This is a genomic window from Burkholderia arboris (assembly GCF_038723655.1).
GTDB lineage: Bacteria > Pseudomonadota > Gammaproteobacteria > Burkholderiales > Burkholderiaceae > Burkholderia > Burkholderia arboris.
In genome coordinates, this window is the sequence record NZ_CP109821.1 from 3434436 (window position 1) to 3457972 (window position 23537).

The 23537-nt window shown below is 68.4% G+C and carries 23 protein-coding genes; 16 read left to right on the forward strand and 7 right to left on the reverse strand.

Annotated features, from left to right (window positions below; genetic code table 11):
* Nucleotides 1-11 precede the first annotated feature (11 nt).
* The 3 genes from OHZ10_RS16080 to OHZ10_RS16090 are packed head-to-tail and all read left to right on the forward strand — an operon-like array spanning nucleotide 12 to nucleotide 1680.
* The gene (locus OHZ10_RS16080; RefSeq protein WP_059233029.1) at nucleotides 12-944 is read left to right on the forward strand and encodes a hydroxymethylglutaryl-CoA lyase; all 933 of its coding nucleotides are present in this window, start codon (nucleotides 12-14) and stop codon (nucleotides 942-944) included.
* A gap of 26 nt (nucleotides 945-970) precedes the next feature.
* Nucleotides 971-1477 carry a YbaK/EbsC family protein gene (locus OHZ10_RS16085; protein WP_059233028.1) on the forward strand — a complete coding sequence of 169 codons (507 nt, stop codon included), beginning with the start codon at nucleotides 971-973 and terminating at the stop codon, nucleotides 1475-1477.
* Nucleotides 1474-1680, forward strand: a complete 207-nt coding sequence (locus OHZ10_RS16090) for a DUF1289 domain-containing protein (protein ID WP_059233027.1) — start codon at nucleotides 1474-1476, stop codon at nucleotides 1678-1680. Before OHZ10_RS16085 ends, OHZ10_RS16090 begins: the two co-directional genes overlap by 4 nt.
* A gap of 231 nt (nucleotides 1681-1911) precedes the next feature.
* On the opposite strand, the gene OHZ10_RS16095 is transcribed toward OHZ10_RS16090, so the two are convergent.
* Nucleotides 1912-2814 carry a DMT family transporter gene (locus OHZ10_RS16095; protein ID WP_342703024.1) on the reverse strand — a complete coding sequence of 301 codons (903 nt, stop codon included), beginning with the start codon at nucleotides 2812-2814 and terminating at the stop codon, nucleotides 1912-1914.
* 111 nt (nucleotides 2815-2925) lie between these two features.
* Between OHZ10_RS16095 and OHZ10_RS16100 the strand changes: the two genes are divergently transcribed.
* Nucleotides 2926-3417 (forward strand): Lrp/AsnC family transcriptional regulator, encoded by a 492-nt coding sequence (locus OHZ10_RS16100; protein WP_059236583.1) that lies wholly within the window; start codon nucleotides 2926-2928, stop codon nucleotides 3415-3417.
* A 33-nt stretch (nucleotides 3418-3450) separates the two neighbouring features.
* On the opposite strand, the gene OHZ10_RS16105 is transcribed toward OHZ10_RS16100, so the two are convergent.
* Nucleotides 3451-4347, reverse strand: coding sequence for an alpha/beta fold hydrolase (locus OHZ10_RS16105; RefSeq protein ID WP_059233025.1), 897 nt, complete (start codon nucleotides 4345-4347; stop codon nucleotides 3451-3453).
* Nucleotides 4348-4626: 279 nt separating this feature from the next.
* On the opposite strand from OHZ10_RS16105, the gene OHZ10_RS16110 reads away from it, so the two are divergent.
* Nucleotides 4627-5586, forward strand: coding sequence for an NAD(P)H-dependent flavin oxidoreductase (locus OHZ10_RS16110; protein ID WP_059233024.1), 960 nt, complete (start codon nucleotides 4627-4629; stop codon nucleotides 5584-5586).
* A 121-nt stretch (nucleotides 5587-5707) separates the two neighbouring features.
* Here the strand turns inward: OHZ10_RS16110 and OHZ10_RS16115 are convergent, their stop codons facing one another.
* The 3 genes from OHZ10_RS16115 to OHZ10_RS16125 form a co-directional block, all read right to left on the reverse strand.
* Nucleotides 5708-6670 (reverse strand): LysR family transcriptional regulator, encoded by a 963-nt coding sequence (locus OHZ10_RS16115; protein WP_059233023.1) that lies wholly within the window; start codon nucleotides 6668-6670, stop codon nucleotides 5708-5710.
* A 183-nt stretch (nucleotides 6671-6853) separates the two neighbouring features.
* On the reverse strand, nucleotides 6854-7930 hold the full coding sequence (locus OHZ10_RS16120; protein ID WP_059233022.1) for a porin: 1077 nt from the start codon (nucleotides 7928-7930) through the stop codon (nucleotides 6854-6856).
* Between the two features lie 345 nt (nucleotides 7931-8275).
* On the reverse strand, nucleotides 8276-8770 hold the full coding sequence (locus OHZ10_RS16125) for a peptide-binding protein (protein ID WP_174994242.1): 495 nt from the start codon (nucleotides 8768-8770) through the stop codon (nucleotides 8276-8278).
* Nucleotides 8771-9116: 346 nt separating this feature from the next.
* Between OHZ10_RS16125 and OHZ10_RS16130 the strand changes: the two genes are divergently transcribed.
* The 6 genes from OHZ10_RS16130 to OHZ10_RS16160 all read left to right on the forward strand — a co-directional run bounded on the left by OHZ10_RS16130 (nucleotide 9117) and on the right by OHZ10_RS16160 (nucleotide 16499).
* The gene (locus OHZ10_RS16130; protein ID WP_059233020.1) at nucleotides 9117-10148 is read left to right on the forward strand and encodes a bile acid:sodium symporter family protein; all 1032 of its coding nucleotides are present in this window, start codon (nucleotides 9117-9119) and stop codon (nucleotides 10146-10148) included.
* 511 nt (nucleotides 10149-10659) lie between these two features.
* Nucleotides 10660-12498, forward strand: a complete 1839-nt coding sequence (locus tag OHZ10_RS16135; RefSeq protein ID WP_174994244.1) for an EAL domain-containing protein — start codon at nucleotides 10660-10662, stop codon at nucleotides 12496-12498.
* 477 nt (nucleotides 12499-12975) lie between these two features.
* Nucleotides 12976-13995: a LacI family DNA-binding transcriptional regulator gene (locus OHZ10_RS16145; protein ID WP_059233018.1), complete on the forward strand. Its 1020-nt coding sequence runs from the start codon at nucleotides 12976-12978 to the stop codon at nucleotides 13993-13995.
* Nucleotides 13992-15272 carry an AGE family epimerase/isomerase gene (locus OHZ10_RS16150; RefSeq protein ID WP_059233017.1) on the forward strand — a complete coding sequence of 427 codons (1281 nt, stop codon included), beginning with the start codon at nucleotides 13992-13994 and terminating at the stop codon, nucleotides 15270-15272. The genes OHZ10_RS16145 and OHZ10_RS16150 overlap by 4 nt, the downstream gene beginning before the upstream one ends.
* Entirely contained in the window at nucleotides 15269-16177 is a 909-nt protein-coding gene (locus OHZ10_RS16155; protein ID WP_059233016.1) for a carbohydrate kinase family protein, read from the forward strand. Before OHZ10_RS16150 ends, OHZ10_RS16155 begins: the two co-directional genes overlap by 4 nt.
* Nucleotides 16178-16277: 100 nt before the next feature.
* Nucleotides 16278-16499, forward strand: a complete 222-nt coding sequence (locus tag OHZ10_RS16160) for a hypothetical protein (RefSeq protein ID WP_011353424.1) — start codon at nucleotides 16278-16280, stop codon at nucleotides 16497-16499.
* A 24-nt stretch (nucleotides 16500-16523) separates the two neighbouring features.
* On the opposite strand, the gene OHZ10_RS16165 is transcribed toward OHZ10_RS16160, so the two are convergent.
* Together OHZ10_RS16165 and OHZ10_RS16170 are read right to left on the reverse strand one after the other, a co-directional pair.
* Nucleotides 16524-16718, reverse strand: a complete 195-nt coding sequence (locus OHZ10_RS16165) for a DUF2905 domain-containing protein (protein WP_006477606.1) — start codon at nucleotides 16716-16718, stop codon at nucleotides 16524-16526.
* A gap of 12 nt (nucleotides 16719-16730) precedes the next feature.
* A complete protein-coding gene (locus OHZ10_RS16170) occupies nucleotides 16731-17921 on the reverse strand; it encodes a class I SAM-dependent methyltransferase (RefSeq protein WP_059233015.1) in 1191 nt (396 codons plus the stop codon).
* Nucleotides 17922-17934: 13 nt separating this feature from the next.
* On the opposite strand from OHZ10_RS16170, the gene OHZ10_RS16175 reads away from it, so the two are divergent.
* The 5 genes from OHZ10_RS16175 (at nucleotide 17935) to glmS (ending at nucleotide 23514) form a co-directional block, all read left to right on the forward strand.
* A complete protein-coding gene (locus tag OHZ10_RS16175) occupies nucleotides 17935-18678 on the forward strand; it encodes an SDR family oxidoreductase (protein WP_059233014.1) in 744 nt (247 codons plus the stop codon).
* Between the two features lie 78 nt (nucleotides 18679-18756).
* Nucleotides 18757-19161, forward strand: a complete 405-nt coding sequence (locus OHZ10_RS16180) for a dihydroneopterin aldolase (protein WP_047899203.1) — start codon at nucleotides 18757-18759, stop codon at nucleotides 19159-19161.
* Nucleotides 19158-20150, forward strand: coding sequence for a tRNA 2-thiocytidine(32) synthetase TtcA (gene ttcA / locus OHZ10_RS16185; protein WP_059233013.1), 993 nt, complete (start codon nucleotides 19158-19160; stop codon nucleotides 20148-20150). The genes OHZ10_RS16180 and ttcA overlap by 4 nt, the downstream gene beginning before the upstream one ends.
* Before the next feature lie 134 nt (nucleotides 20151-20284).
* Nucleotides 20285-21646, forward strand: a complete 1362-nt coding sequence (gene glmU, locus OHZ10_RS16190; RefSeq protein WP_059233012.1) for a bifunctional UDP-N-acetylglucosamine diphosphorylase/glucosamine-1-phosphate N-acetyltransferase GlmU — start codon at nucleotides 20285-20287, stop codon at nucleotides 21644-21646.
* Nucleotides 21647-21696: 50 nt separating this feature from the next.
* Entirely contained in the window at nucleotides 21697-23514 is a 1818-nt protein-coding gene (gene glmS, locus OHZ10_RS16195; RefSeq protein WP_342703028.1) for a glutamine--fructose-6-phosphate transaminase (isomerizing), read from the forward strand.
* The last annotated feature ends 23 nt before the right edge of the window (nucleotides 23515-23537 follow it).

Consider the following 23537-nt stretch of genomic DNA (forward strand, 5'->3'; position numbering starts at 1 on the left):
AGGAGACAACCATGACGTTCCCCACCGCCGTCAAGATCGTCGAAGTCGGCCCGCGCGACGGGCTGCAGAACGAGAAGACCTTCGTGCCGACCGACGTGAAGATCGCACTCGTCGACCGGCTGTCGCGCGCCGGCTTCCGCAATGTCGAGGCCGCGTCGTTCGTGTCGCCGAAATGGGTGCCGCAGATGGCCGACGGCGCCGACGTGATGGCCGGCATCGAACGCCGCGCGGGCACCGTGTACTCGGTGCTCACGCCGAACCTGAAAGGCTTCGAGAATGCGGTCGCCGCACGCGCGGACGAAGTCGTGATCTTCGGCGCGGCGAGCGAGGCGTTCTCGCAGCGGAACATCAACTGCAGCATCGCCGAGAGCATCGCGCGCTTCGAGCCCGTCGCGAAAGCCGCGAAGGACGCGGGCCTGCGGCTGCGCGGCAGCGTGTCGTGCACGCTCGGCTGCCCGTACCAGGGCGAAGTGCCGGTCGCATCGGTCGTCGACGTCGTCGAACGCTTCGCGGCGCTCGGCTGCGACGAGATCGACATCGCCGACACGATCGGCGTCGGCACGCCGACGCGCACGCGCGAAGTGCTCGCGGCCGTCACGCGCGTGTTTCCGCGCGAACGCCTGTCGGGCCACTTCCACGACACCTACGGCCAGGCGCTCGCGAACATCTACGCGGCGCTGTTCGAAGGGATCGAGATCTTCCACGCGTCGGTCGCGGGCCTCGGCGGCTGCCCGTACGCGAAGGGCGCAACCGGCAACGTCGCGACCGAGGACGTGCTGTACCTGATGCAGGGCCTCGGCATCGACACCGGCATCGATCTCGCGCAGGTCGTCGCCGCCGGCGACTTCATCTCCAACGCAATCGGCCGCGCGAACGTGTCGCGCGCCGGGCGCGCCCTGCTCGCCAAGGCGCAGAGCGCGGCCGACGCCGCGAACTGCGTCTGATCGCGCCACTCCACGGATTCCTCGACATGACGACACCCGCTTCATTCGATTCACTCCCCGATTCCGCGCGACGCGTCGCGCTGCTGCTGCGCGAGCGCGGCCATGCGAAAGGCATCGTGATGCTCGCCGACACCGGCAAGACGTCGGCCGAAGCCGCGGCCGGGCTCGGCTGTTCGGTCGCGCAAATTGCGAAGTCGATCCTGTTTCGCCGGCAGGCGGACGGCGCGCCCGTGCTGGTCGTCGCGAGCGGCGTCAATCGCGTGGATGAAAAGAAGGTCGCCGCGCAGGTCGGCGCGGTCGGCCGCGCGGACGCGAAGTTCGTGCGCGACAACACCGGCTATGCGATCGGCGGTGTCTGCCCGATCGGCCATCTCGTCGAACCCGTCACGCTGATCGACGCCGACCTGCTCGCGCTCGACAGCCTGTGGGCCGCCGCCGGCCATCCGCACGCGGTGTTCAACCTGTCGCCGCACGAACTCGTGTCGCTGACGGGCGCGCCGGTCGCGGACGTCGCGTTGCGGGCCGACGCATGAGCGACGTGACGGTGCCGGTCGCCACGGTCGCGTCGCCGTGTACGGACGTCTGCCGCATCGATCCGCGCACCGACTGGTGCGCGGGCTGCCTGCGCACGCGCGGCGAGATCAAGGGATGGCGTACATCGGACGACGACGCCAGGCGTGCGCTGCTCGCGCGGCTCGACGCAAGGCGGCGTCTGCTCGCCGGAAGCGAAACATAAAAAAAAAGCCGTTCAGCCTCGCGGGCGAACGGCATCGAGATCGGAATCCTGTGAACGTGATCAACGTCACAGCCCGCATCATACGAGCGACGCCGCCGCGTCGCATCGGGTGTTTCCCTACAACTTCTTACAGCGTTTTTCACGCGTGCGCGGGGGCCGCTTGCGCGCGCAATCACCGTTCCTGAAATTCGCGTCCGGCGCGCCGCAGCGGCGCCGAATCGTACGATCGTTTCAGTTGCCGACCGCCGCGCGACGCGCGGGCACGATACGCCAGCCGAGGTTCACGCCGGCCGCCGCGAGCAGGATCAGCAGCGCGCCGAATACCTGCGTCCACGCGAGCGTCTGCCCGAACGCGACGTGATCGACGACGATCGCGACGACCGGATAGACGAACGACAGCGCGCCCGTCATCGCGGTCGGCAGCTTCTGGATCGCGCCGTACAGCAGCACGTACATCAGCCCCGTGTTGACGACGCCGAGCACGATCAGGTCGAGCCACTGCCCGGCCGTCGCAGGCAGCGTGCCGAAGTGCGCGAACGGCGCGAGCAGCACGATGCCGAGGCCGGCCTGCAGCAGCGCGAGCAGGTGCGGCGGCGTGCCCCTCAGGTGTTTCGTGACGATCGACGAGATCGCATACAGGAACGCCGCGCCGAGCGACAGCGCGACGCCCTCCAGATACGCGCCGGGCACCGCGAGCACGGCCGGCTCGACGCGCACCACGAACACGAGCCCGGCGAACGCGAGCGCGAGCCACGCCACCGTCGACGCGGTGATCCGTTCGCGGAACACGATCGCGCCGAGCGCGACGAGCATGAACGGCTGCGTGTTGTAGACGGCGGTAGCCATCGAGATCGACGCGCGCGAATAGGCGGCGAACAGCAGCAGCCAGTTCGCGACGATCGCAACGCTGCCGAGCGTCGCGAGCGCGAGCATGCGCGGCGAGAACAGCGCGCGGCGCAGGAAGCCGAACGCCGCGCAGACGATCGCGAGCGTCGCGGCGCCGAACAGGCAGCGGAAGAACACGACATTCGTCAGCGGCTGCTGCGACGACATCACGAGCCAGCCGATCGTGCCGGACATCAGCATCGCGACGATCATCTCGGCGGCGCCGCGGCGCATTTCATTCGAGGCCATCATGAACTCCGTTGAAGAGCGGGATGACTTCGATTCTAGAAACTTGCTTTCGCCGCAGCCACGGCTAAACTGAAGCGAATCAGCCGATTGACCTTCGAAAGCAAAGCGATCATGCCGAAACGCCTTTCCCCGCCCGCCGTCGCATCGCTCGACGCGACCGACCGCGCGATCGTCGCGGCGCTGGCCGACGACGCACGCATCGCGACCAGCGAACTCGCCCGGCAGATCGGGCTGTCGGCACCGGCGACCGCCGACCGCGTGCGGCGGCTCGAAGCGCAAGGCGTGATCGCCGCGTTCACCGTCGAGCTCGACCCGCGCGCGCTCGGCTACACGCTGCAGGCGATCGTCCGCGTGAAGCCGCTGCCGGGCCAGTTGCACCTGGTCGAGGAGTTGCTGCGGCGGATTCCCGAGTTCGTCGAATGCGACAAGGTGACCGGCGAAGACTGCTTCATCTGCCGGCTCTACCTGCGCACGATCGAGCACCTCGACGACATCCTGTCGAAGGTGACGGAGCGCGCGGAGACGAGCACCGCGATCGTGAAATCGACGCCGGTGCCGCGCCGCCTGCCGCCGCTCGTCGAGGACGACAGCGCGCACCGCTGAGCCGCAGGCGGCACGCGCCGCCTGCCCGCCCCTTTACGCCGCCGGATCGCGCGCCTCGAAGAACGCGAGCAGTTCGTCGATCAGCGCGACGGGCGCCTCTTCCGGAATGTAGTGCCCGCAGTCGAGCGCGCGGCCGCTGACGTCGCGCGCGACGCGCCGCCATTCGTCGAGCGGATCGAAGCAGCGGCCGACGATCCCGTGCTCGCCCCACAGTACGCGCAGCGGGCACGCGACCTTGTTGCCGCGCTCGAGATCCGCACGGTCGTGCTCGAGGTCGATCGTCGCCGATGCACGGTAGTCTTCGCACATCGCATGCACGGCGCCCGGCTGCGCGAGCGCCGCCCGATACGCGTCGAGCGCTTCGGGCGCGAACGGCGCGAGCCCTGCCGACCGGTTGCCCATCACGCGCTCGATGTACGCATCGGTGTGCGCGCCGACCAGCGTCTCGGGCAGCGGCGCCGGCTGGATCAGGAAGAACCAGTGGAAATACGCGGTCGCGAATGCGCGGTCGGTTTTCTCGTACATCGCGAGCGTCGGCGCGATGTCGAGCAGCATCATCCGCTCGACCGCCTCCGCGTGATCGAGCGCGAGCCGGTGTGCGACCCGCGCGCCGCGATCGTGCGCGCACACATGGAAGTGCTCGAAGCCGAAGTGCCGCATCACCGCGACCTGATCGGCCGCCATCGCCCGTTTCGAATACGGCACGTGCTGCGCGTCGCTCGGCGGCCGGCCCGATGCGCCGTAACCGCGCAGGTCGGTGGCGATCACCGTGAAGTGATCCGCGAGCGTCGCGGCAACGCGATGCCAGATCATGTGGGTTTGCGGATGTCCGTGCAGCAACAGAAGCGGCGGACCCGCGCCTCCTTTGACACCGAAGATGTCGGTGTCCTGCACCGTCACGCGAAACGGTGCAAACGCCTCAAACGACATGGTTTGTTTCTCGTTGGTTTGTTATGGCGGCTATTTTAGGAGCGCGCGCGCGTCTTCACAGCGGGGTAACCACCAGAATCCGTAGAAAGAGAACACTCACTCGATTGCCGCCACACCGCGCCTTTTGTTAAGCTCGCGTAGAATCGCACGACCGTTCGTATTAATATGAACGAACGCGTTCCGCAGCTACACTCGAATCACCGTTCGACCGCAAAGCATGGTGTCGACGCCGGCGCGACTGCGCGGGCGCCGACCGCCCCTGGAGACTGGAGACATCACATGGCATTGCCCACTGTCCTGCAGAACCTGACGCTGCCCGTCATCGCGTCGCCGATGTTCATCGTCAGCTACCCCGAACTCGTGCTCGCGCAATGCAAGGCGGGCATCGTCGGTTCGTTTCCCGCGCTCAATGCGCGTCCGGCCGAACTGCTCGACGAGTGGCTCACGCAGATCCAGGCGGAGCTGGCCGACCACAAGGCGAAACACCCCGATGCGGTGATCGGCCCGATCGCGGTCAACCAGATCGTCCATCAGTCGAACGCGCGGCTCGAGCACGACGTGCGCGTGTGCGTCGAGCACAAGGTGCCGATCTTCATCACGAGCCTGCGCGCACCGGCGCGCGAGATCGTCGACGCGGTGCACAGCTACGGCGGCATCGTGCTGCACGACGTGATCAACCTGCGCCACGCGCAGAAGGCGCTCGAAGCCGGCGTCGACGGGCTGATCCTCGTCGCGGCCGGCGCCGGCGGCCACGCAGGCACGACGTCGCCGTTCGCGCTGGTCGGCGAAGTGCGCAAGATCTTCGACGGCCCGATCGTATTGTCCGGCTCGATCGCGAACGGCGGCTCGATCCTCGCCGCGCAGGCGATGGGCGCCGACTTCGCGTACATGGGCACGCGCTTCATCGCGACGCAGGAAGCGCACGCGATCGACGACTACAAGCACGCGATCGTGAACGCGAAATCGTCGGACATCATCTACACGAACCTCTTCACCGGCGTGCACGGCAACTACATCCGCGAGAGCATCGAGAAAGCCGGCCTCGATCCGGACGCGCTGCCGGAATCCGACAAGACGAAGATGAATTTCGGCAGCGACAAGACGAAGGCGTGGAAGGACATCTGGGGCGCCGGCCAGGGCGTCGGCCTGATGGACGACCTGCCGAGCGTGGGCGCGCTCGTCGAGCGGCTGAAGCGCGAGTACGACGACGCGAAGGCACGGCTCGGCATCCCGCGCTGACGAAGGCGGCGGCCCTCGCGGCCGCCATCGGCGCGCAAACCGTCGGACCAAACAAAAAGCGCGAACCGCTTGAACTGCGGTTCGCGCTTTTTTATGGCCCCGCCGCAGCGGAATCCGCCGCTCAGACCGCGCGCTTCATCCGCGTGATCGGCAGCACGCGCAGGTGCGATTCGATCGACGGGCACAGCGACTGCCCTTCGAAACGCGCCGCCAGGAAGTCGACGAACGAGCGCACCTTCGCGGATACGTGGCGGCGGCTCGCGTACACCGCATAGATCGGCGCTTCGTGCGGCGGCACCGAATCGAGCAGCACCGGCACGAGCCGGCCCGATTCGATATCGTCGCCGACCACCTCGGTGCCGAGCAGCGCGATGCCCGCGCCGGCGAGCACGGCCGCACGCAGCCCTTCCAGGTGATTCACGATCAGGTTGCCGTTCAGGTTCACGCGCGACGCAGCGGCCGCGTCGATCACCAGCGCGTCGAGCATCGTCGAATTCGAATCGCGCCGCAGGTAGTTGTGGTGCGCGAGGTCGGCAATCGTCTGAGGCGTGCCGTGCTTCTCGAGATACTCGGGCGACGCGACCAGCAGGATGTGCGCGGTCGCGATCTGCCGCGCGACCAGCGACGACGATTTCAATCCGTTCGGCGCCGCGCGTACCGCGACGTCGTAGCCTTCCTCGATCAGGTCGACCACGCGATCGGACAGCGTCATGTCGACGGTCACGTCCGGGAACCGGCCCGCATAATCGGTGACGGCCTGCATCACGTGCCGCAACCCGAACGCGGACAGCGACGTGACGCGCAGCCTGCCCTGCGGCACCACGCTCGCGGCGCCGACGGCCTGCCCGGCTTCGTCGAGTTCTGACAGCGCCTGCACCAGGCGCTCATAGTATTCGCGTCCCGCCTCGGTAGGCGCAACGCGTCGTGTCGTGCGATGCAGCAGCCGCGCACCGAGCTGCTGCTCGAGATGCATCACGTGCTTGCTCGCCATCGCAGCCGACATCTGCATGCGTTCGGCCGCGCCGACGAAGCTGCCCACTTCGACGACGTAGCGAAACACATTCATGCTGACGAGGGTATCCATCGAACTAGCTCGTAATGACGGGGGAATGGTCCAATTACGAGATAGGGTAACAAAGGCGAGGAAACAGAAAGGTCAAGAAAGGCAAAACGGCGCCGCGAGTGGCGGCGCCGTTTCGGGCGGGAAAACATGCAGCCGGAACACGTGTTTTACGCGCGCGGCCGGCGCATCGATCGCGCGTACGCGTCAGAACTTCGCGCGGATGCCTGCGCCGAACGTGTTGCCGGACGACAGGCCGCTGATTTTGTCGTTCATGTAGGCCGCGTAGACGTCCGTGCGCTTGGACAGCGGATAGTCGTAGCCGACGGCCCAGGTTTGGCGCGTCTGGTCGAGGCCGCCCGCGTCGCGCGAATACGCGTACGACGCCATCGCGTTGCCCACGCCGATCGGCACCGACACGCCGCCCTGCGCGGTGTTCACGTGCCAGCTGCCCGCGACCTGGTCATTCTTCGTATACATGTACTGGCCGAACAGCTTCACATACTTCAGGTCATAGGTCGCGCCGACCTGTGCGATACCCTGGCTCTTCATGCCGGAGACGAGCGCGCTCAGATCCTGCGGGCCGTTGTTGAAGTTCACGTACTGGTACACGGCGGTCGCCGCGAACGGGCCGTTCGCGTAGTTGAACTGCGCGCTCCACTTCTTCGAACGGTTGTCGCCGGCCTGGTTGCCGAGCGCGTACATCGCACCGAAGTTCAGGCCACCGAACGAAGGCGACGTGTACGACAGCGCGTTGTTCCAGCCCGAATCGCCGACTGCACCCTGATCGCTCGGGTAGGTCGGGAACGTGCCGAGGCCGAGGAACACGTGGTACACCATCGGCGAGAAGGTGTACGAGTCGTAGAACGGGTTGAACAGGATCGTCGACAGGAACAGGTGCGTCGTCAGGCGGCCTGCCGTCACCGTGCCGTACGGCGAGCTGACGCCGACGTACGCGTTGCGGGCGAAGAACGTGTCGCCCTGGAAGCGGCCGAACTGGCCGTTCTGCGCGCGGAAGAAGCTCTCCATCGTGAAGATCGCCTTGTAGCCGCCGCCGAGATCCTCTGCACCGTGCAGGCCCCAGTACGACGTCGACATGCCGCCGCCCGACACGTTCCATGCGCGGTTGCCGCCCGGAAACTTGGTGGCGCCGACCCATTCGTCGACCTGACCGTAGAGCGACACGCTCGACTGTGCATGGACGGGCGCAGTGGCCGCCACGCAGGCGGCTGCGGCGATCAGCTTGACGGACGTGCGCGACGCACGGCGAGCAAATGCTTTCATGGGATCTCCAGATTTTGTCGAATAGTCGATAAGTGGCGCGAGCGTTGTTTTTTGGAGCCGAGTGCTTGCGTCGTATGGGGCGCAGCCATCTTTACGGATCATTCGTCCGGTCAAAATTGCGCACACTTATTGCTGGTATAGCGGCGGCATTAACTTCGCGGAATTGATACATGGCCGGATGCCCGGCAGCGGCCCGGCGCGAACGCGGTCGCGCGGCCAGGCGGCGGCGGGGCATGCGCGTGCCGGGCGCGAAAGATAGCGCAATGCGGCGGGAAAATCAGCGGAAATCTGCGCGCGACTGTGGCGAATTCGCATCAGCCGGCAGGGGGACGAGCGCCGGGGCGCTCAGTTTCGGTAGAACGGGGAGAAAAACGGCGAGTGCGCAGGCTCTTCCTGCGAGCGGGGCGGCGGCATCGGACGGCCGCCACGCTCCTCGTTGTAGCGCGCGACGTCGGCGCGGATCGAGCCGGCACGCAGCGGCACGTTGCCGCCACCCGGCGGGCGCGGCATCTGGCGCACGTCGGCACTGATCGGACGATACGGGCTTTGCGCGGCGTAATGGCCGTACGACGGCGTCGGCCGCAGCCCCCAGCGGGAGCCGTAGCCGCTCACACCACCGGGACGCACACCGGCAGGGGGCGGAGCGCGGCGCCAGACCGGCACACCGCCCTGCCCGCCGCCATTCGGCTGACCGTACGCGCGCATGTCGCCGCCACCGAAGCCGTGGCCGCCGAACCCGTGACCGCCGTGGGGCGGCTGGGCGAGCGCGAGCGGCATCAGGAACGCGCCGAGCACGCCTGCCACCCATCGTCCGATCTTCCGTTTCACCCGTTCCGTCATCGTTCCGTGCCTGTCCACGCCCGCCGCCAGCTCCTTTCGGCCGACCCAAGGCTTTCAGCAGTAATTTATGAGCCGTCCGAAACGGTGTCGAGCCAAAAAGTGTTATGTCGCGGGCATCGGTGTAACACCATGTTACTGCTAGGTTTTTTCACTTCCGGGCGCGATCGCGACAGAACATTCTTCTGCCGTTTTGCACGTCGCCGGGCGGCCAGGACAGCCGCCGTTTCATGCAACCGGCTCATCAATCGATTCCCACAATGAATTTGTGTGGTGAATCGTCAACCCGGACAATAGCGCCATCCGCGCGCGCGACGCGCGCCTTCGTCGTTTCCGAACCGAGTTCCAGATGGCCCGTCCCCGCTTCCTTCCCGACAATTTCACGCTCGCGCTCGTCGGCACCGTCGTGCTCGCGAGCCTGCTGCCCTGCCGCGGCCCGGCCGCCCATGCGTTCAACTGGGCGACCAACATCGCCGTCGGCCTGCTGTTCTTCCTGCACGGTGCGAAGCTGTCGCGCGAAGCCGTCGTCGCGGGCGCGACCCATTGGCGGCTGCACGCGGTCGTGCTGCTCAGCACGTTCGCGCTGTTCCCGCTGCTCGGCCTCGCGCTGAAACCCGTGCTGCAGCCGCTCGTCACGCCGACGCTGTACGCGGGCGTGCTGTTCCTGTGCACGCTGCCGTCGACGGTCCAGTCGTCGATCGCATTCACGTCGATCGCCAAGGGCAACGTACCGGCCGCCGTGTGCGCGGCGTCCGCGTCGAGCTTGCTCGGGATCTTCGTCACGCCGGCGCTCGTCGGGCTGATGATCACGTCGCAGTCGGCCGGCGCCGCATCGCCGTGGAGCACCGTCGGCAGCATCGTGATGCAGTTGCTCGTGCCGTTCATCGCCGGCCAGTTGCTGCGGCCGGTGATCGGTGGCTGGATCGACCGCAACCGCGGCGTGCTGCGCTTCGTCGACCAGGGCTCGATCCTGCTGGTCGTCTACGTCGCGTTCAGCGAGGCCGTCAACGAGGGCCTGTGGCACCAGATCCCGGCGCGCGCGCTCGGCGGCCTGCTGGTCGTCAACCTCGTGCTGCTCGCGATCGCGCTGCTGCTGACCGCGTTCGTCAGCAAGCGGCTCGGCTTCAACCGCGCCGACCAGATCACGATCATCTTCTGCGGATCGAAGAAGAGCCTCGCGGCCGGCGTACCGATGGCGAAGGTGATCTTCTCGGCGAACGCGGTCGGCGCCGTCGTGCTGCCGCTGATGCTGTTCCACCAGATCCAGCTGATGGCGTGCGCGGCGCTCGCGCAGCGCTGGGGCGCGCGCGACATGAGCGGCGAGCACGACGAGGGCGACGCGACCTCCGCGCCCGGCACGCTGAGCGCAGGCAAGCGCTGACGCCCCCGGAGGCGCGACGGCCGCCGATGGTGGCCTTCCGCCTTCCGCCTTCCGCCTTCCGCCTTCCGCCTTCCGCTTTCCGCTTTCCGCTTTCCGCTTTCCGCTTTCCGCTTTCCGCTTTCCGCTTTCCGCTTTCCGCTTTCCGCTTTCCGCTTTCCGCTTTCCGCCTCCCGCCTCCCGCCTCCCGCCTCCCGCCTCCCGCCTCCCGCCTCCCGCCTCCCGCCTCCCGCCTCCCGCCTCCCGCCTCCCGCCTCACGCCTCACGCCTCACGCCTCACGCCTTCCGCCTTCCGCTTTCCGCTTTCCGCTTTCCGCTTTCCGCTTTCCGCTTTCCGCTTTCCGCTTTCCGCTTTCCGCTTTCCGCGGCTCCCCGCCAACGCCTTCCGGATACGCGTCGATGCGCGTCCGGCGCGATGCACCAGCAGCGTCCATCGCGTCACAAAATCTTCATTCAATTCTCCGCGAGCGGTGCCGTTAAGCCGGGCGTCCCGTCGATTCGGCTGCCCTCGCCCATGCCCGCGCTCCACTCCGACTCCGCTGCCGCCCGCACCACGCGCCTGATCGCGGATCGCGCGCTCGCCGCCGTTTTCCAGCCGATCGTCGACCTCGGGTCGGGGACGGTCGTCGGTTACGAAGGGCTGATCCGCGGCCCGCGCGGCACCGACCTCGAACCGCCCGCCGCACTGTTCGCGCAGGCCGCGCGCGAAGGCGAAACCATCGCGCTCGAACAGGCCGCCGCGCTGACCTGCCTCGACGCGTTCGCGGCGCTGGGCTGCGACGGCAAGCTGTTCCTCAATTTCAGCGCCGGGACGATCCTCAAGCTCGCCAGCGAACGCGAGCGAGTGCGTCAGTTCCTCGCCCGCGCACAGGTCGCCGCCGAGCGCATCGTGATCGAGCTCACCGAGCAGAACACGATTCCCGATGTCGCCCACATCGGGCCGGCGGTCGCGTCGCTGCGCGACACCGGCATCCAGTTCGCGCTCGACGACTACGGCACCGCGAACGCGAGCATGAACCTGTGGCTGCGCCTGCATCCGGACGTCGTGAAGATCGACCGCTTCTTCATCCACGACATCGCGCGCGACCCGCTCAAGTTCGAGGCCGTGAAAGCGATGCAGCACTTCGCGCAGGCGAGCGGCGCGCAACTGATCGCGGAAGGCATCGAGAACGAATGCGACCTGATCGTCGTGCGCGACATGGGCATCTGCTGCGTGCAGGGCTTCCTGCTCGGCCGGCCGAACGCGCAGCCGTCGCGAGTCGTCGCGCCGGCCGCGCGCGATGCGATCCGCGCGCCGCACATCGCGGTGTTTCCCGGCGCGACGCGCCCGGTGCGGCCGGCCGGCACGATCGCCGGAAAGATGCTGGTGCCGGCCCCCGCGCTGCCGCGCGACGCGACCAGCAACGACGTGCTCGACCTGTTCAACCGGATGCCCGACCTGCACGCGGTCGCGCTCGTCGAACGCGGGCGGCCCGTCGCGCTCGTGAATCGCCGCGGCTTCATCGACCGCTTCGCGCTGCCGTATCACCGCGAGGTGTTCGGAAAGAAGCCGTGCCTGCAGTTCGCGAACGACGCGCCGCTGATGATCGACAACGCGACGACGTTCGAGCAGCTCGCGATGCTGCTCGCGAGCCACGACCAGCGCTATCTCGCGGACGGCTTCGTGATCACCGAACACGGCCGCTACGTCGGGCTCGGCACCGGCGAGAGCCTGGTGCGCGCGGTGACCGAGATGCGCATCGAGGCCGCGCGCTACGCGAATCCGCTGACCTTCCTGCCCGGCAACATCCCGATCAGCGCGCACATCGACCGCCTGCTCCAGCGCGACGCCGGCTTTCATGCGTGCTACGTCGACCTGAACCAGTTCAAGCCGTTCAACGACCAGTACGGCTACTGGCAGGGCGACGAGGTGCTGAAGTTCGCGGCGACGGTGCTGGCCGGCGTGTGCGACCCGCAGCGCGACTTTCTCGGCCACGTCGGCGGCGACGATTTCCTCGTGCTGTTCCAGCGCGACGACTGGCGGGAGCGCGCCGCCGACGCGATCGCGCGCTTCAACGACGGTGCGCAGCTCTTCTACACGCAGGCCGACCGGCAGGCAGGCGGGCTGCGTGGCGAGGACCGCCACGGCAACCCGGCGTTCTTCGGCTTCGTGACCATGGCGATCGGCGCGGTTGGCGTGCCGGCCGGCGCGCACGGGGCGAAGCGCTACGGCAGCGACGAGATCGCGTCGGTCGCGGCGCTCGCGAAGCGGCGCGCGAAACAGCAGCCGGACGGGCTCGCGGTCGTCGATCTCGACGCGGGCCGCGCCGCGCTGCGCCAGCGCGGCGAACCGCCGGCCGCGGCGGCCGGCTGAGCGGCACGCGGCTCGCGGCACGCGGCACGCGCCGGCGTTTGGCGTTTGGCGTTTGGCGTTTGGCGTTTGGCGTTTGGCGTTTGGCGTTTGGCGTTTGGCGTTTGGCGTTTGGCGTTTGGCGTTTGGCGTTTGGCGAGGACACGGTAACGCCCCGGGCCATGACGGCGGCTGTCCGCACGCCGGCCGGCGCGTTGCGCACCGGCTTCCCGCCTGCCCGCGCAGGCCGCCGGACACGTCCCCGGACACGCGCAACACGCTCGCGTTCCAGCCACTTCCCCACCGCGACGCCCCCCTTCCGGCACCCGAACGCCCACCTTGCCTTTTTCGTGTTTTGTTTAGTATTTTTAGTAACGGCGTTTTCGCAGATTAGCGCTTAAAAACCCGTTATTCGCGGGTATTCCCCGGCTATCCGGCCCGAATTCCGCGATCCGTTTTACTATACAATCGCCTTCACCCTAAACAAACGGACCCCGAACGATGGGTACGACCATTCGCGATGTGGCACGGGCGGCAGAGGTCTCGATCGGCACCGTCTCCCGTGCGCTGAAAAACCAGCCGGGCCTGTCCGAAGCCACGCGTGCGCGCATCGTCGAGATCGCGCAGCAGCTCGGCTACGATCCCGCGCAGCTGCGGCCGCGCATCCGCCGACTCACCTTCCTGCTGCACCGCCAGCACAACCGCTTTCCCGCCAGCCCGTTCTTCTCGCACGTGCTGCACGGCGTCGAGGACGCGTGCCGCGAGCGCGGCATCGTGCCGACGTTGCTGACGGTCGGCCCGAACGACGACGTGCTGCGCCAGATGCGCCCGCATGCGCCCGACGCGATCGCGGTCGCCGGCTTCATCGAGCCCGAGACGATCGAGGCGCTCGCCGCGACCGGCCGGCCGCTCGTGCTGATCGACCTGTGGGCGCCCGGGTTGCGCTCGGTCAATATCGACAACGCGACGGGCGCGGCGCTCGCGATGCGCCACCTGCTCGCCACCGGCCGCTCGCGGATTGCGTTCATCGGCGGCTCGCCCGCGCACTACAGCATCGCGCAGCGCGCGATCGGCTACCGGCGCGCGTTCTTCGACGCCGGGCGGCTGTTCGATCCCGCGTACGAAGTGACGATCGACGCCGGGCTCGACCCCGACACCGGCGCCGCGCGTGCGATGGAGCAGCTGCTCGACGCACCGGGCCCGCGCCCCGAAGCCGTGTTCGCGTACAACGACGCGGCGGCGCTCGCCGCGCAGCGCGTGTGCACCGCGCGCGGCCTGCGGATTCCCGACGACATCGCGATCGTCGGCTTCGACAACATCCCGGCCGCCGCGCACGCGAGCCCGCCGCTCACGACGCTGTCGGTCGACAAGGAAGCCCTCGGCCGCCGCGGCGTCGAGCTGCTGCTCGCCGACGCGCCCGAGCGCACCGAGATTTCCCTGCCCGTCGAGCTGATCGTGCGGGCCAGCAGCCAGCCCGCCGGCTCCCCGGCACTCGATACCGCAACGGTCACCGAATCATGAACATGCCCCCGGTCCAACCCTGCACGGCCGCGCCGGCCGCCCACCCGCAAGCCGCACCGTTCGTCGCGAGCTTCCGCGATCCGTCGTTCCTGCTGTCGCACATCGAGGACACGCTGCGCTTCTACGCGACCAACGCGTTCGACCCGACGGGCGGCTTCTACCATTACTTCCGCGACGACGGCAGCATCTACAACCGCACGTCGCGCCACCTCGTCAGCACCTGCCGGTTCGTTTTCAACTACGCGATGGCGTACCGGCATTTCGGCGACCCGCGCCACCTGGAATACGCGCGCCACGGGCTGCGCTTCCTGCGCGACGCGCACTGGGACGACGAATTGCAGGGCTACGACTGGGAACTCGACTGGCGCGACGGCGCGAAGCGCGAGACGCTCGACGGCACGCGCCACTGCTACGGGCTCGCGTTCGTGCTGCTCGCGGCCGCGCACGCGACGATGGCCGGCATCGACGAGGCCCGCCCGCTGATCGCCGCGACCTACGAACTGGCCGAGCACCGCTTCTGGGATGCGGCCGCAGGCCTGTACGCGGACGACGCGACGCCGAACTGGACCGTGTCGTCGTACCGCGGCCAGAACGCGAACATGCACATGACGGAAGCGCTGCTCGCGGCCTATGAAGCGACCGGCCACCTCACGTACCTCGATCGTGCCGAAAAGCTCGCGACCCACATCACGCAGCGCCAGGCCGCGCTGTCGGGCGGGCTCGTGTGGGAGCACTACCATGCGGACTGGTCGGTCGACTGGGACTACAACAAGGAAGACAGCTCGAACATCTTCCGTCCGTGGGGTTTCCAGCCCGGCCACCAGACCGAATGGGCGAAGCTGCTGCTGATCCTCGAGCGGCACCGCCCGCTCGACTGGCTCGTGCCGCGCGCGGCCGAACTGTTCGATGCGGCGCTCACGCACGCGTGGGACGCCGATCACGGCGGCCTGTACTACGGCTTCGGCCCCGACTTCACGATCTGCGATCACAACAAGTATTTCTGGGTGCAGGCGGAAACCTTCGCGGCGGCCGCGATGCTCGGCGCGCGCACCGGCAGCGAGCGCTTCTGGGACTGGTACGACGAGATCTGGCGCTATAGCTGGGCGCATTTCGTCGATCACCGTTACGGCGCGTGGTACCGGATCCTCACCTGCGACAACCGCAAGTACAGCGACGAGAAGAGTCCGGCCGGCAAGACCGACTATCACACGATGGGCGCGTGCTACGACGTGCTCGCGACGCTCGCCCGCACGCAGCGCAGCGAGCCCACGCAATGAGCGGCGGCACGTTTCCGGCTTTCGTGTCGGCAGGCGACATCCTGACCGACATGGTGCGCGCGGGCGACGCGCAATGGACGTCGGTGCCGGGCGGCGCCGGCTGGAACGTCGCGCGCGCGGTGGCGCGGCTCGGCGTGCCGAGCGCGCTGGCGGGCTCGATCGGCGAAGACTGCTTCTCCGACGAACTGTGGCGTACGAGCGAAGCGGCCGGGCTCGACCTGCGTTTCCTGCAGCGCGTCGCACGGCCGCCGCTGCTCGCGATCGTCCACGAGACGCGGCCGCCCGCGTACTTCTTCATCGGCGAAGCGAGCGCCGATCTCGCGTTCGATCCCGCGCGGCTGCCGGCTGGCTGGAGCGATCACGTGAAATGGGCGCATTTCGGCTGCATCAGCCTCGTGCGCGAACCGCTCGCGGGCACGCTGGCCGCGCTCGCGGCCGACCTGCACGCGCGCGGCGTGAAGATCAGCTTCGATCCGAACGTACGGAACCTGATGACGGCTGCGTACCGGCCGACGCTGGAGAAGATGGCCGCGCTCGCCGACCTGATCAAGGTATCCGACGAGGACCTGCGGCACCTGTTCGGCGGCGACGGCCCCGACGCGGTCGCGGCGGTGCGTGCGCTGAACCCGCGCGCGGCCGTGCTCGTCACGCGCGGCGCGCAGGCGGCGACGCTCTATGCCGACGGCGACGTGCACGAGGCCAGCCCGCCGCGCGTCGAGGTGGCCGACACCGTCGGCGCGGGCGACGCATCGATCGGCGGCATGCTGTTCAGCCTGATGGCCGCGCCGCAGCGCACATGGCGCGAGCATCTCGTATTCGCGCTGGCGGCCGGTGCCGCCGCGTGCCGGCATACGGGCGCGCATGCGCCGACGCTCGACGAGGTCGTCGCGCTGATCGAACGCTGATGGAAATGCGGTGACCGGACACTGTTCGGTCACCGATAAGCGACGCTGACCATACTGCGCCGCAGTGCTACGATGAAGTGTCCTTTTGCGGGAGAGCACGATGGACACGAACACGTTCACGAAAGGCATCTACACGGCCAAGGCGCATACCCAGCATGCGGGCAACGGGCAGTTCCAGGGTTACGTGATCCTCGCGCGCGACGACGGCGACGACACCGAGAACACACGTTACGACGTCCACTCGACGAGCCCCAGCGAGGAAGAAGCGTTCGACGAGGCGAAGGCGCTCGCGCACCGGATCCTCGGCGAGATCGAGCTGTAACGCCCCCCCCCTTTTCGGCGCGGCTCAGAGCAGCCGCGCCACCATCGATAGCAGCATCGTCAGCACCAGCGTCGACATGAACGGGAACGGGTAGCGCCGCCCGCCGAGCGTCAGCGTGACGTCGCCCGGCATCCGCCCGATGCCGAGCTTGCCGAGCCACGGCCAGCAGCGCGTCAGGATCATCACCGCGATGAACGTCGTCAACAGCCAGCGCAGCATGCCGGGCTCCCGTCAGAGTGCGTGCGAGCGGTCGCCGCGCGCGAACGCGTCGAGCGTGCCGTCGATGCCGCGCGAGAACGCGATCACCTTGAACAGCTCGCCCATCTCGGCTTCCGAGATCAGCTTCTGCACCGCGTTCGCGGCCGGCAGGAACGCGCGGATGTCGGACGGGTCGATCGCGGCCAGCGCGTCGGTGATGCCCGCGTTCAGCAGGAAGCGCGCCTGCGACGTGTAGCCGAGCAGGTCGGCGCCGGTCGCGACGGCCGCATCGTAGATGCCGGTGAATTCGACATGCGCGGTGATGTCCTGCAGGCCGGGGTAAAGGAACGGATCATCGTGCGCATGGTGGCGGTAGTGGCACATCAGCGTGCCGCGGTCGCGCTGCGGGTGATAGAACTCGTGCGCCGGAAAGCCGTAGTCGACCAGCAGCACCGCGCCGCGCGCGAGCATCGTGCAGACGGTGCGCGTGAACGCCAGCGCGGCCTCGTGCGTTTCGGTCACGTAGCCGTCGCCGACGTCGAGCCCCGCGAGCACCGGCGGCAGGCCGGCCGCGCCGGCAGGCCGGTCGTCGAACACGAACGCCTGCTGCGCGTCGAGCGCGACGCCGCGCTCGTGCCACGCGCCGTCCGCCTTCGCGAACAGCCGCACCGGCATCGCGTCGAGCACCTCGTTGCCGACCACGACGCCCTCGAACCGCTCGGGCAGCGCATCGAGCCAGCGCACCTTCGCGGCCAGCGCCGGCGCGGCGGCCTCGATCGTGTCGCGCTGCCGTTCGCGCAGTTCGCCGGACAGGTCGACGATCAGGTATTCGTCAAGTTCGACGCCCTGCGCGTCGAGCGCGGCGAGCAGCCCGGCCGCGAGCTTGCCCGTGCCGGCGCCGAATTCCATCACGCGGCGCGTGCCGCTCGCCGCGAGCGCTTCCGCGACCGGCTGCGCGAGCGTCTGCGCGAACAGCGGCGACAGCTCGGGCGCGGTGACGAAGTCGCTGCCGTCGTCGGCGCGGCGCCCGAACTTGCGTGCGCCGCCGCTGTAATAGCCGAGGCCCGGCGCATACAGCGCGCGCTCCATGAAGCGGTCGAACGGCAGCCAGCCGCCGGCCGCCGCGAGCTCGTCGCGCAGTTGCGCGGCAAGGGTTTCGGACTGCGCGAGCGCGTCGGGGCCGGGAGCAGGTAAACTAGCGGGTTCGTGAGCTTTCGGGTTCATCCCGGCATTGTAAATGACCGTTTCAGCCGATACGTCGACCCCGCGCGTGGTGCTCGTCACGGGCGCCCTGGGCAGCGCAGCCGACGCCGCATCGATCGGCCGTGCGCTCGCGACCGGTTTCGCCCGCCGCGGCTGGGACGTCGCGTTGCAGCGCAGCCACGGCGCGCCGCGCGCGGCGGCCGATGCGCTCGTCGCCGAAGTCGCGGCGCTCGGCCGCCGCGCGGCCGTGCTCGACGCCGATCTGGCCCTGGAAGCCGATGCGGCCGCCGTCGTCGCCGCGTGCTGCGAAGCGCTCGGCCGGCCGGCGTGCGCGGTGTTCGTCAGCGCCAGCGCGGGCGCCGACGACGCGCAAACGGTCGACGGCGCATCGCTCGCCGGCGCGCTCGCGCGCAACGTGACCGCGCCGCTCGCAGTGGCCCGTGCGCTCGCCGACGCGACGCCCGACGCCGCGCGCGAGCATGAAGCGCTGCGCGCCTGCGCGATCCACGTGCTGGATCAGGCCCTGTTTCACCCGGCGCCGGCGCAGCTGTCGCACGCGCTGATGCAGGCCGCGCTGAACCGCGCGACGTCGGCGCTGGCGCTGGCGCTCGCGCCGAAGGTGCGGGTCGCGGCGCTCGTGCGCGGCCACGCGCCGCACGCGGACGACATCGCGGCGGCCGCCTGCTATCTCGCGAGCGCGCCCGGCGTGACGGGCGCGACGCTGACCGTCGACGGCGGCGAGCACCTCGTGCCGCCTGCCGCCGGCCCGAATGAATGAACTGCGCGGATCGCGCGGCCTGACTGCCGCCGCCCGCGCCGCTTTGCGTGCGCGCACGCCAATTTGACTGGGACGACCATGTTTTCCGCTCTCCTGCACCCCCGCCTCGCGGATTGCCGCAGGCTCTACCTGCGCGACTACGAGGTGCACATCAACATCGGGGCCTTCGAACACGAGAAGCGCGGCGAGCAGCGCGTCGTCATCAACGTCGACCTGTTCGTGCCGCTCGCGCTGTCCACCCCCGTCGACGACCGGCTGCATGAAGTCGTCGACTACGACCTGATGAAGCAGAGCGTCGCGCAATGCGTGGCGCGCGGCCACATCCACCTGCAGGAAACGCTGTGCGACGCGATCGCCGCGCGCCTGCTGGCGCACGATGCCGTGCGCGCGGTACGCGTCTGTACCGAGAAACCGGACGCCTATCCGGACTGCGACGCCGTCGGCGTCGAAGTCTTTCGCATCAAGGACGAGGAGCGCGCATGAACGCCCCCCACATGAATGACACGGCGGCCGATGCCGCCCCCCTCGACGACGCCGCCCCGGCCGGCCGCCCGGTGCTGACGCGCCGCGAACAGAAGGACGCGTACGAGAACAACAAGCTGTTCAAGCGGATCGTGCGCCAGGTCGGCCAGGCGATCGGCGACTTCAACATGATCGAGCAAGGCGACAAGGTGATGGTGTGCCTGTCGGGCGGCAAGGACAGCTACGCGATGCTCGACGTGTTGCTGCGCCTGCGCGAGCGCGCGCCGATCGACTTCGACATCGTCGCGGTGAACCTCGACCAGAAGCAGCCGGGCTTCCCGGAGCACGTGCTGCCGGAATACCTGAAGCAGGTCGGCGTGCCGTTCCACATCGAGAACCAGGACACCTACAGCATCGTCAAGCGGCTCGTACCCGAAGGCAAGACGACCTGCTCGCTGTGCTCGCGGCTGCGCCGCGGGATCCTGTATCGGGTGGCCGGCGAGCTCGGCGCGACCAAGATCGCGCTCGGCCACCACCGCGACGACATCGTGCAGACGCTGCTGCTCAACATGTTCTACGGCGGCAAGCTGAAGGGGATGCCGCCGAAGCTGCAGTCGGACGACGGCAAGAACATCGTGATCCGCCCGCTCGCCTACGTGAAGGAAACCGATCTGGAGAAATACGCGGAGCTGCGCGAATTCCCGATCATCCCGTGCAACCTGTGCGGCAGCCAGCCGAACCTGAAGCGCGCGGAAATGAAGGCGCTGATCCGCGAATGGGACAAGCGCTTCCCGGGCCGCGTCGAGAACATGTTCAACGCGCTCGCGAAGGTCGTGCCGTCGCACCTGATGGATACGACGCTGCACCCGTTCCAGTCGCTGCGCGCGACAGGCGTTGCCGATCCGCAAGGCGACATCGCGTTCGACGAGGAACCGTGCGCATCGGGCGACGACACCTCGGCGCCGGGCGCGGCCCGGCCGATCTCGATCGTCCAGTTCGACGACCTGTAAGCGGGGCCGGAACGCCGCCGGAACCGGGGCCCGCGCCCCCTTTCCGGCGCTGTCGCCCCGCCGCGACAGGCCCGGAACGGCGGGGGCCGCATGCTAAAATGGACGGCTTCGAACTCCTCTGACAAGCTGGCGCCATGAATATCGTGATTTTGGCGGCAGGCACCGGCAAGCGCATGCGTTCCGCGCTGCCGAAAGTGCTTCACCCCCTGGCCGGCAGGCCGCTCCTCTCCCACGTCATCGACACCGCGCGCACGCTGCAGCCGTCCCGGCTCGTCGTCGTCGTCGGTCACGGCGCCGAGCAGGTCCAGGCCGCCGTCGCCGCACCCGATGTCCAGTTCGCGGTGCAGGCCGAGCAGCTCGGCACCGGCCATGCGGTGCGCCAGGCGCTGCCGCTCCTCGATCCCGCCCAACCGACGCTCGTGCTGTACGGCGACGTGCCGCTCACGCGCGCATCGACGCTGCAGCGCCTCGTCGACGCCGCGCGCGAAGGCCGCTACGGGATTCTGACCGTCACGCTCGACGACCCGACCGGCTATGGCCGCATCGTGCGCGACGCATCGGGCTTCGTCACGCGCATCGTCGAGCAGAAGGACGCGTCGCCGGACGAGTTGAGGATCGCCGAGATCAACACGGGCATCATCGTCACGCCGACGGCCCAGCTGTCGATGTGGCTCGGCGCGCTGAAGAACGAAAACGCGCAGGGCGAGTACTACCTGACCGACGTCGTCGAACTCGCGATCGAGGCCGGCTTCGAGGTCGTCACGTCGCAGCCCGACGAGGAATGGGAGACGCTCGGCGTGAACAGCAAGGCGCAGCTCGCGGAACTCGAGCGGATTCACCAGCGCAATGTCGCGAACACGCTGCTCGTCGACGGCGTCACGCTCGCCGATCCGGCGCGCCTCGACGTGCGCGGCACGCTGCACTGCGGCCGCGACGTGTCGATCGACGTGAACTGCGTGTTCGAAGGTAACGTGACGCTCGCCGACAACGTGACGATCGGCCCGAACTGCGTGATCCGCAATGCGTCGGTCGGCGCGGGCACGCGCATCGACGCGTTCACGCATATCGACGGCGCCGCGCTCGGCGCGAACACCGTGATCGGCCCGTACGCACGGCTGCGCCCGGGCGCGCAGCTCGCGGATGAAGCCCACGTCGGCAACTTCGTCGAGGTGAAGAACGCGGTGATCGGCCACGGTTCGAAGGCGAACCACCTCACGTACATCGGCGACGCCGACATCGGCGCGCGCGTGAACATCGGCGCGGGCACGATCACCTGCAACTACGACGGCGCGAACAAGTTCCGCACCGTGATCGAGGACGACGTGTTCGTCGGCTCCGACACGCAGCTCGTCGCGCCCGTGCGCGTCGGCCGCGGCGTGACGATCGCCGCCGGCACGACGATCTGGAAGGACGTGGCCGACGGCCTGCTCGCATTGAACGAGAAGACCCAGACCGCGAAGAGCGGTTACGTCCGCCCGGTCAAGAAGAAAACTTAACATCACGCGGGTGCCCTACGGCATCCGCTTCGACATAGAAGGTAGATTTCATGTGCGGCATTGTCGGCGCAGTTGCGCAGCGTAATATCGTTCCGGTGCTGATCGAAGGTTTGCGGCGCCTCGAATACCGTGGCTACGACTCGTGCGGCGTCGCCGTGCTCGAGCCGGGCGCACCGAAGCGCGCGCGCAGCGTCGCACGTGTCGCCGATCTCGACACGCAGGTGCGCGAGTCGTACCTCGAAGGCACGACGGGCGTCGCGCACACGCGCTGGGCCACGCATGGCGCGCCCGTCACGCACAACGCGCACCCGATCTTCTCGTCGGACGCGCTCGCGCTCGTGCACAACGGCATCATCGAGAACTTCGAGCCGCTGCGCGACGCGCTGCGTGCGAAGGGCTACGAATTCGTGTCGCAGACCGACACCGAGGTGATCGCCCACCTCGTGCACAGCCTGTACCGCGGCAACCTGTTCGACGCCGTGCGCGAAGCCGTGCATCAGCTGCACGGCGCGTATGCGATCGCCGTGATCCACAAGGACCAGCCGCACACCGTCGTCGGCGCGCGCCAGGGTTCGCCGCTCGTCGTCGGTCACGGCGACGGCGAGAACTTCCTCGCGTCCGACGCGCTCGCGCTCGCGGGCAGCACCGACCGCTTCACGTTCCTCGAGGAAGGCGACGTGTGCGAGCTGTCGCTCGACGGCGTGACGATCGTCGACCGCCTCGGCGCCACCGTGCAACGTGAAATCCGCGTCGTCAGCGCGTACGGCGGCGCGGTCGAGCTCGGCCCGTATCGCCACTTCATGCAGAAGGAAATCTTCGAGCAGCCGCGCGCGATCAGCGATACCGTGCCGCAGACGGAAGCGTTCGACGCGACGCTGTTCGGCGACGCCGCGCCCGCCGCGTTCGCGGAGATCGACAGCCTGCTGATCCTCGCGTGCGGCACGAGCTACTACTCGGGCCTCACCGCGAAGTACTGGCTCGAATCGATCGCGAAGATCCCGACCCAGGTCGAGATCGCCAGCGAGTACCGCTATCGCGAATCGGTGCCGAACCCGCGCCAGCTCGTGCTCGTGATCTCGCAGTCGGGCGAGACGGCCGATACGCTCGCGGCGCTCAAGCATGCGCAGTCGCTCGGCCACACGCATACCCTCGCCGTCTGCAACGTCGCGACGAGCGCGATGGTGCGCCTGACCGAGATGCAATTCCTGACGCACGCGGGCACCGAGATCGGTGTCGCGTCGACGAAGGCGTTCACGACGCAGCTCGTCGCGCTGTTCGTGCTGGCCGCGACGCTCGGCAAGCTGCGCGGGCACGTCGACGCCGCGCAGGAAGCCGAATTCCTGAAGCAGCTGCGCCACCTGCCGGCCGCGCTGAACAGCGTGCTCGTGCTGGAGCCGCAGATCATCGCGTGGTCGGAAGAATTCGCACGCAAGGAAAACGCGCTGTTCCTCGGCCGCGGGCTGCACTACCCGATCGCGCTCGAAGGCGCGCTGAAGCTGAAGGAGATCTCGTACATCCACGCCGAGGCCTATCCGGCCGGCGAACTGAAGCACGGGCCGCTCGCGCTCGTCACGGAAGCGATGCCGGTCGTCACGGTCGCGCCGAACGACACGCTGCTCGAGAAGCTGAAGTCGAACATGCAGGAAGTGCGCGCGCGCGGCGGCGAGCTGTACGTGTTCGCCGATGCCGATACGCAGATCGTCAACGACGACGGCCTGCACGTGATCCGGATGCCGGAGCACTACGGCCAGCTGTCGCCGATCCTGCACGTCGTGCCGCTGCAGCTGCTCGCGTATCACACCGCGTGTGCGCGCGGCACCGACGTCGACAAGCCGCGGAACCTCGCGAAATCGGTGACGGTGGAGTAAGGCGAAATGCCGGTCGGCGCGGC